The sequence below is a fragment of the Planktotalea sp. genome (genome assembly GCF_039984035.1).
In the GTDB taxonomy this organism is placed as follows: Bacteria; Pseudomonadota; Alphaproteobacteria; order Rhodobacterales; family Rhodobacteraceae; genus Planktotalea.
Genome location: NZ_JBDWVM010000459.1, coordinates 1 through 8,676, shown reverse-complemented (window position 1 = coordinate 8,676; position 8,676 = coordinate 1). Strand labels below are relative to the sequence as shown.

6 protein-coding genes are annotated in these 8,676 nt (G+C 56.8%); all 6 read left to right on the top strand.

Annotated features, from left to right (window positions below; all coding sequences use genetic code 11):
• On the top strand, window positions 1-420 hold a 420-nt coding region (locus tag ABJQ89_RS20420; RefSeq protein WP_348497994.1), incomplete at its 5' end, for a GNAT family N-acetyltransferase.
• The gene (locus ABJQ89_RS20415) at window positions 413-1,414 is read left to right on the top strand and encodes a TIGR01620 family protein (protein ID WP_348497993.1); all 1,002 of its coding nucleotides are present in this window, start codon (window positions 413-415) and stop codon (window positions 1,412-1,414) included. The genes ABJQ89_RS20420 and ABJQ89_RS20415, both read left to right, overlap by 8 nt.
• A gap of 5 nt (window positions 1,415-1,419) precedes the next feature.
• Window positions 1,420-4,158 (top strand): DUF2339 domain-containing protein, encoded by a 2,739-nt coding sequence (locus ABJQ89_RS20410; protein ID WP_348497992.1) that lies wholly within the window; start codon window positions 1,420-1,422, stop codon window positions 4,156-4,158.
• Window positions 4,159-4,187: 29 nt separating this feature from the next.
• Window positions 4,188-5,507: an SDR family oxidoreductase gene (locus ABJQ89_RS20405; RefSeq protein ID WP_348497991.1), complete on the top strand. Its 1,320-nt coding sequence runs from the start codon at window positions 4,188-4,190 to the stop codon at window positions 5,505-5,507.
• Window positions 5,507-5,989 carry a DUF2269 domain-containing protein gene (locus ABJQ89_RS20400; RefSeq protein WP_348497990.1) on the top strand — a complete coding sequence of 161 codons (483 nt, stop codon included), beginning with the start codon at window positions 5,507-5,509 and terminating at the stop codon, window positions 5,987-5,989. The genes ABJQ89_RS20405 and ABJQ89_RS20400 overlap by 1 nt, the downstream gene beginning before the upstream one ends.
• A gap of 189 nt (window positions 5,990-6,178) precedes the next feature.
• On the top strand, window positions 6,179-8,676 hold a 2,498-nt coding region (gene ileS / locus ABJQ89_RS20395; RefSeq protein WP_348497989.1), incomplete at its 3' end, for an isoleucine--tRNA ligase.

The window sequence follows — 8,676 nt, the reverse complement described above, 5'->3', positions numbered from 1 at the left end:
AAACTGGGCGCAATCCTGAGCGAGGCCGTCGCCGCGAACGCTTGGAAACCGCAGCTTCATACAGGGGCAGAAGATATCGCGCATATGGGCGATTTGATTGCGCGGGGATGGGTGCGTGTGTGTGAGACAGATGGGGAAGTCGCGGGATTCATCGCGCGAAACGAGCAGGCCATTCAGTCACTTTATGTGCAGTGCGCAATGCAGAACAATGGCGTCGGCGCGATGCTCTTGAATGACGCTATGGGCGAAACCCAGCGTTTGGAATTGTGGACTTTTGAGGCCAACGAGGGCGCGCAACGTTTTTATCTGCGCCACGGTTTTAAAGAGGCCGAGCGCACCAATGGCGCTGGCAACGACGAGGGCTTGCCCGACATTCGCTATGTTTGGGACAATCCCGATAAGGAGACGAACAATGGCTAAAGGACCTGTCCTGATTGATCTGGAAGATGCACCTGCGCCGGAACAAGGGCCAGAAGCCGCTGCGCCAGTGCCCGACCTTGACGTGCCGCCCCCATCGGGACAGGCAATGCAAACCGTCGCGACCCTGACCGCGCGCCAACCTTCGCGTTTGGTCAAATGGTTCTGGGGACTGTTGCTGTCCTTGCTCGGTTTTGCAGTGTCCTTAGCGGCTTGGGATTTTGTCACGGGCCTCATCACACGAATTCCAGTGCTGGGGTATATTGTGACGGTCTTCATGATCGCCTTCATCTCGGTTCTGCTGGTGATGGGGTTGCGTGAACTCGCAGCCTTTTCGCGGCTCAAGCGCATGGACGTGTTGCACCGCGCTGGTGAAGCCGCGCGTTCGAGTGGTGATCTGAAGGCAGCCCAAACCGTCGTGGATCAAATCACGCGGCTCTACAAAGGGCGCGAAGACACCCGTTGGGGACGTGAGGCACTGGCTGAAAAAGGCGTTGAAGTGCTCGATGGTGATGCGCTGTTGGACATTGCAGAACGTGATGTTCTCGGCCCGCTGGATGCCGCCGCGACGCGAGAGATCGAAGCGGCCACGCGGCAAGTGGCGATGGTGACGGCGCTTGTGCCCTTGGCTTTGGCTGATGTGGCGACGGCGCTTACCTCTAACCTGCGTATGATCCGCCGCATCGCTGAAATTTATGGCGGGCGCTCTGGCACGCTCGGCAACTGGCGGCTGACGCGCGCTGTGATGACCCATCTGGTGGCCACTGGCGCAGTGGCTGTGGGCGATGATTTCCTATCCTCCATCGCGGGTGGCGGCGTGCTCGGCAAGATCTCCCGCCGTTTCGGCGAAGGTGTGGTAAACGGCGCGCTGACCGCACGGGTTGGCGTCGCTGCAATGGAAGTTTGCCGCCCGTTGCCTTTCGCCGTGCAAAAGCGCCCTTCTGTGACAGGCGTGCTGAGCCGTGCTTTAACGGGGTTGTTTGGTAAAGAGGACTAGGCGCTATGGAAAGTCTGTTGATCTTGATTGCGATCATCGTTGTTGCGGGGATTGTGATCGCGCCGATTGGCGTCATGGTGTTGTCCCGCAAGGTGCGCGATTTAACGGATCGCGTGCAGCAGTTGGAACGCGCGGGTCTTGGGGCCACTCCATCAAGGGTCGAGACGACATCGACCTCATGGACCCCACCTGAGGAACTGCGCGCAGAAGGGAAGAGCGACGTCGCTGAAGCCCCTGATGACATTGAGAGTTTTGCGACCGCTGCTGTTGCCACGCCAGACGATGTAACAACAGAAGACCAGACATCAGGCAGGCCCGAACGCGCCGTTGTGTTTCGCGCAGAGACCTTTGCGAAAGCGGCAGCATGGATAAAGGACAACTGGTTCCTCGGCATAGCGGCGATCTCGCTCGCCTTGGCAGGAATTTTCACGGTGCAATATGGGGTCGAACAAGGGTTGCTCACACCGTTTGCCCGCATCATGGGCGCGTTGGGTCTTGGCGCGGCATTTATCATTCTGGGCGAGTTTCTACGCAGACGTTTTGGGGACCAAAGCGGGACTATGACGGGGCTGCCCTCGACCTTCTCAGGTGCGGGGATCGTCACGCTTTTCGCGGCCGTTCTTTCGGCGCGCCATCTTTATAATATGCTGCCCTCTGATCTCGCGCTCTATGCGCTGATTGCGGTTGCGGCGCTGGCGATTGTGCTCGGTTGGTTCTATGGGCCATTCCTAGCGGGCGTCGGTGTTGCGGGGGCTTTGGTGTCGCCCTTTATCGTGGGCGGCAGTAGCGATGCGCCGCATTTGTTTTACTACTACTTCGCGCTGATCATGGTGATGGCTTTGGCCATTGATACCGTGAGGCGCTGGGCGTGGGTGTCTGTGCTCGCGCTGATCGGCGGTTTCGCAGCAACGTGGATGTTGCTGATCAGCGGCGCCGATAGCGTGCATGCGATGGTCTTCTACATCATCGCGACGATTGCGGCCGTTGCCATCCCGCAGCGCCGTGTCTGGCCAGATCATCAAGGGGCGACACTGTCCGACCTTTTGCTAAACCTTCACAAAAAGGGACAGGCGCATTGGCCAGATTTCCCGACGCGTTTGGCGTCTGGGACCTTTGTTGCCGCGCTCGCCTTCAGCGCGGTTCTGGCGCTCGATACGACAGGCAGTGTGGAGGGCTGGGCAAGCATTGCGACACTCGTTTTGCTTGGCTTGCTTGCACTGATCTGGATGGAGCGCGCGCCAGCGCTAGAAGATATGAGCGCGCTAGCACCATTGGTCTTGCTGGGGCTTTTGTTCTTCCTTGCAGCGGATCGCGCACCGATATTTCAGGATTTTAGCATTTTGCCTGAGGCCGAAGACATCGTGGAGCAAACTATGCCGCGCGCCGCGAGCGCCTTTGCTGCGATTTTTGCAGTGTTCGCAGGGCTTGGCTTTTGGCGCGCTTCAAAAGGCGTGCGTGGCTCGCTGATATGGGTAGGGGCCAGTGCCTTGGCCCTACCTGCTGCATTTGGCGCGCTAGAGATGTTCTGGACGCCGAGCGACATTATCGGCGCCTATCCATGGGCAGGCCATGTGATTGCGGGCGCGGCCCTGATGACCTTGCTCACAGAGAGGGCGATCAAACGCTGGCCAAACGATCTGCGCCCCGCAGCTCTTTTCGCGATGTCGGCCTTGTCCCTCATTGCCTTTGCCCTGATGTTGATCCTGTCTGCGGCGGCGCTGAGCGTCGCGATTGCTGTGATGATCGTGATCGCCGCCCTGATCGATCGCCGCTTGGACATGCCGTGGCTCGGGTTGTTTATCCAACTCTGCGTCGCAGTTTTGGCATGGCGATTTATCATCGATCCAGGCGTGCCTTGGGCCTCGTGGCAGTTCACCCCTTTCTGGGAGGTGGTGATCGGATATACGGTGCCACTGGCCTTTATGGGACTTGCATGGTGGATTTTGCGGCCGATCAAGCGCGTTGGCGCGCAACTGGCACTGGAAAGCGCGATTTGGACGCTTGGCGCGGTCTTTATGATCATCCTGCTGGAGCGTTGGCTGCGCAGCGATATCGATAGTTTCTGGGGGATTTCGCTCGCGGGCAGCGTTGCTTTGGTGTCCATGGGTGCGCAGCTTTATCGTTGGCGCTCGGATGCTCCGTTCAAAGCACTGCGCGTTTTGCTTGCCGCACTGATTGGCCTAATCGCCTTTGGAACGCTGTTCGTCGGACTGGTAATGATTTCACCGCTCACACGCTGGGGCGCAAGCGATGTCGAAGGCCGCTTACTGTTGGATACAATCGCGATTGGCTATCTTGTACCCGCTGTGATCTTTACGGGGCTCGCGTGGAAATTGGAGCATGTTGCAAACATCCTGCGGCGCGTTTTCATGGCCGCATCAGCGATGCTTGTCTCAGCCTACATTGGCTTTGAAATCCGTCGTTTTTGGCAGGGTGAAGCGATCGCCAACAACACCGTAAGTCAAGGAGAGCTGTACAGCTATACAATTGCGATGATGATTGCCTCTGTCGCCTTGTTGTTCTTCGCCTTTGCACGCCGCTCTGACGTGTTACGCAAGCTGGCGATGGCGGGCATTGCTCTTACAATTGCAAAGGTTTTCTTGATCGATATGAGCGGTCTGACTGGACTGGTCCGCGTTGCGTCCTTCCTCGGTCTTGGCCTTGCGCTCTCGGCCTTGGCGTGGCTGAGCCGCGCTATGACCGCGCGATGGGAAACTGAGGTCGCGGACAACAGTGACACCTAAGACATTGAGACGGTTTGTTGGAGGTAGTTTTGAACGCTGACACCTATGGAACACCACGCGTCCTTGTCCTTGGTGGCTATGGGCTGATTGGCTCAGGTATTGTGGCCGAGTTGCAAAATGGCGGGTTTGACCCCGTGGGATTTGGACGCTCGCAGCGCACTGCTTTGAAAGTGCACAAGTCCTTGGAATGGCGCTTTGGTGATTTACGCGATTTTCAGGTCGCGGCGGATTGGTCAGTTTACCTTGAAGGTATCGACTTTGTGGTGAACGCGGCTGGCGCTTTGCAAGATGGGCCAGAGGATGACCTTCAAGCGGTGCATGTTACGGCCATTTCGGCGTTAGCTCAGGCCTGCGCAGAACGCGATATCGGTTTGGTGCAGGTATCAGCCGCAGGCGTGAGCCAAGACGCCAAGACGTCCTTTTTTCGAACAAAAGCCGAAGGCGACAAGGCTGTTGAAGCAGCAGGCGGGCGCACTTGGATATTGCGTCCGGGCTTGGTGTTGGCCCAAACAGGATATGGCGGCACAGCCTTGTTGCGCATGCTCTCTGCGATCCCGTTTGTGCAACCCCTTGCTCTGAAGGATACGCCAATTCAATCTGTTGGATTACCTGATGTGGCACGGGCGGTGCGAGCTTGTCTCGACAAGACGATTGCGCCCAACACCACAGCGGATTTGGTTGAAGAAACGGCGCATTCATTGGGAAGTCTACAAAAACAAATGCGCGATTGGCTCGGTTTTGAACCAGCGCGCTTGGAGATTCCATTACCTCGGTTTTTACTTAGGCCCGTTGGCGCTGTCGCTGATGGGTTGGGCCGTTTGGGATGGCGTTCTCCCTTGCGGAGCGCCGCGCTTTTAACGCTTCAAGATGGCATCAAAGGGGATCCCAAGACATGGCAAGGTCTTGGCGGTGCACCAATGAAGAACCTGCCAGAAATACTTGCGCAAATGCCTGCCCGCGCAGAGGATCGGGTCAGCGCGCGCATGGCGCTGTTGATGCCGATCTGCGTCGCCGCGCTGGCGCTGTTTTGGTTCCTGTCTGGGATCATCGGCTTGGCCCGCATATCCGTCGCTGCGCAAACGTTGATCGATGTTGGCTGGCCGTCTTTTCTCGCGCAAGCCAGCGTCGGATTTTGGGCATTGGTTGATATCGCCTTAGCGGTGGCGATTCTTTGGCGTAAAACGGCGCGGCAGGCTTGCATCGGAATGAGCGCTGTTTGCATGATCTACCTTGTTTCGGCGAGCGTCGTCACACCAGCGCTATGGCTTGATCCGCTGGGGCCGCTGGTCAAGATAATGCCGGCGTTCATCCTGTCTTTGGTCACTTTGGCACTGTTGGAGAAACGATAATGGAATGGATCGATTTGATCCGTTGGCTGCATGTATTAGGTGCCTGCGTTTTGCTCGGCACAGGCGCAGGCATCGCGTTTTTCATGCTCATGGCGCACCGCAGTGGTGATACGAAATTCATCATGCAAACAGCAAACACGGTGATTGTGGCTGATACGCTCTTCACGGCGAGCGCCGCGATTATCCAACCCATTACGGGCTTCATGCTTGCGCGCGCGCTCGGGTGGGACTTGGGTGAGGGGTGGGTTGCGCTGTCTCTTCTGCTGTACGTTGTTACGGGCGTTTTCTGGCTGCCGGTTGTGTGGATTCAGATCCAATTGCGTGATTTAGCACGCGTCGCAGTGCAGGCCGATGCCACTTTATCCAAAAGATATCATACCCTGTTTCGAATTTGGTTCGCCTGCGGGTTTCCTGCGTTCTTTTGCGTTATGAGCATCGTTTGGCTGATGCTAATGCGCCCTGATTTGGGAACCTGGTTTTAAGGCAGCCATGCGCCTCTGGACCTTGCGCTGCAGCGCGCCTATAAGCGCCTTAACATGGCACGGATATTCGCGATCATTATTCGAATTACCGGCCCGGCGCTCTGAGCTAGAGCCGCCGGGATAAGGCGTATGGGAAATGCCCGCGCTGCCCTTTTTATTCAAAATTCTACGTTCCAAAGGACGCCCGATATGTGTGCTGACACACCCGAAAATACCGTTGATTACAAATCCACGTTGAACCTGCCTAAAACCGATTTCCCCATGCGCGCGGGACTGCCCAAGCGCGAGCCTGAATGGCTCGAGCGTTGGGAAAAGATGGGTGTTTATGACCGCCTACGCGCGAAAGAAGGCCGTACGCCTTTCACGCTGCACGACGGTCCTCCCTATGCGAATGGCCATTTGCACATCGGTCACGCGTTGAACAAGACGATCAAAGACATGATCGTGCGCTCGCACCAGATGATGGGCTTTGATGCGCGTTATGTACCTGGTTGGGATTGCCACGGTCTGCCGATCGAATGGAAGATCGAAGAGCAGTACCGCAAGAAGGGTAAAGACAAGGACGAGGTCGATATCGTCGATTTCCGTCAGGAATGCCGTAAGTTTGCCGAAGGCTGGGTTGATATCCAACGCGAGGAATTCAAACGTTTGGGCATTACTGGCAACTGGCCTGATCCATACCTGACGATGAACTTCCACGCCGAAGCGGTGATCGCGGAAGAATTCCAGAAATTCTTGATGAACGGCTCGCTCTATCAAGGCTCCAAACCTGTGATGTGGTCGCCAGTTGAGCAAACCGCGCTGGCCGAGGCCGAAGTCGAGTACCACGACAAGGAAAGCTTCACCATCTGGGTGAAATTCCAAGTAACTGGCACGGGCGATGCAACCCTTGATGCGGCGAAGGTCGTAATTTGGACGACGACGCCATGGACCATCCCGTCCAACAAGGCGGTCGTTTACGGCGCGGGCATCTCCTATGGCCTTTATGAAGTTACATCGACCCCAGAAGAATGCTGGCTTAACGCGGGCGATACATATCTGCTGGCCGACAACTTGGCCGCTGATGTGTTCGCACGCGCACGTCTCGAAGAGGGCATGTACACCCGCAAGGCGGACGTGAGCAACGAACAGTTAGAAACAATTTCCCTACTGCACCCGTTTGCGGGCGCGGAAGAGGGCAATGGCGAATGGGACGATATCCGTGATTTCCGCGCTGCCGATTTTGTGACGGATACCGAGGGTACGGGCTTTGTGCACTGTGCCCCGTCCCACGGTATGGAAGAGTTCGAACTCTACCGCGATCTTGGCATGCTGGAGCAGGTCATCACCTATAACGTCATGGACGATGGCCGCTTCCGCGCGAATCTGCCGTTCTTTGGTGGCAAGGCGATCCTCAAGCCGAACGGTAAAGAGGGCAACGCCAACAAGGCGATCATCGAAAAGCTGGTTGAAGTCGGCGGCCTTCTGGCACGTGGTAAGATCAAGCACAGCTACCCGCATTCTTGGCGCTCCAAAGCGCCGATCATCTATCGCAACACGCCGCAATGGTTCGCGGCGGTTGATAAGCCTTTGGGTGATGGTCAGGACACGCATGGCGCGACGATCCGTGAACGCGCGCTGACCTCTATCGATGAGCTGGTGAAATGGACGCCGCAAACGGGGCGCAATCGCCTGTTTTCTATGATCGAGGCGCGCCCTGATTGGGTTCTCTCGCGTCAACGGGCTTGGGGCGTTCCGCTCACGGTCTTCACGCGTAAAGGCGTGTTGCCAACGGATCCTGAGTTCCTGTTGAAGAACGAAGAGGTTAATAAACGTATCGTGGATGCGTTCGAAGTTGAGGGCGCGGATGCATGGTATAAGGACGGCGCGAAGGAGCGTTTCCTAGACGGCATCGTGAACCCTAACGAGTTTGACCAAGTGTTCGACGTGCTCGACGTTTGGTTTGATTCCGGTTCTACGCACGCCTTCGTTCTGCGCGATCGCGAAGATGGCACTGCCGATGGCATCGCTGATGTCTACATGGAAGGCACCGACCAACACCGCGGTTGGTTCCACTCCTCGCTCTTGCAGGCTTGTGGCACACTTGGCCGCGCGCCTTATCGTAACGTTGTCACGCATGGTTTCACGCTGGATGAGAAGGGCATGAAGATGTCCAAATCGCTCGGCAACACCATCGTGCCTGAGACGGTCGTCAAACAATATGGCGCGGATATCTTGCGCCTTTGGGTGGCTCAGGTGGATTACACGTCTGATCAACGTATCGGGCCTGAAATCCTGAAAGGTGTGGCAGACAGCTACCGCCGTTTGCGCAACACGATGCGCTTTATGCTCGGCTCTTTGAATGATTTCACCGAAGCGGATCGTATGGATGCGGCTGATATGCCGGAGCTGGAGCGTTGGGTGCTGCACCGTCTGTCCGAGCTCGATGAGACAGTGAAAGCAGGTTACAAAGCGTTTGATTTCCAAGGGGTTTTCTCTGCGGTCTTCACGTTTGCGACTGTTGAACTTTCTGCGTTCTATTTCGATGTGCGTAAAGATGCGCTTTATTGTGATGGGGATACGGAGCGCCGCCGCGCTGCGCGTACGGTGCTGGATATCCTGTTCAAACGCCTGACCACATGGCTTGCGCCTGTACTGGTCTTCACGATGGAAGAGGTCTGGCTCGAGCGCTTTGGCGGCGAGGACAG

What these genes read in the sequence shown, in the direction of transcription:
- ABJQ89_RS20415 (WP_348497993.1), top strand. Translation starts at nt 413, where the DNA reads ATGGCTAAAGGACCTGTCCTGATTGATCTGGAAGATGCACCTGCGCCG.
- ABJQ89_RS20410 (WP_348497992.1), top strand. Translation starts at nt 1,420, where the DNA reads ATGGAAAGTCTGTTGATCTTGATTGCGATCATCGTTGTTGCGGGGATT.
- ABJQ89_RS20400 (WP_348497990.1), top strand. Translation starts at nt 5,507, where the DNA reads ATGGAATGGATCGATTTGATCCGTTGGCTGCATGTATTAGGTGCCTGC.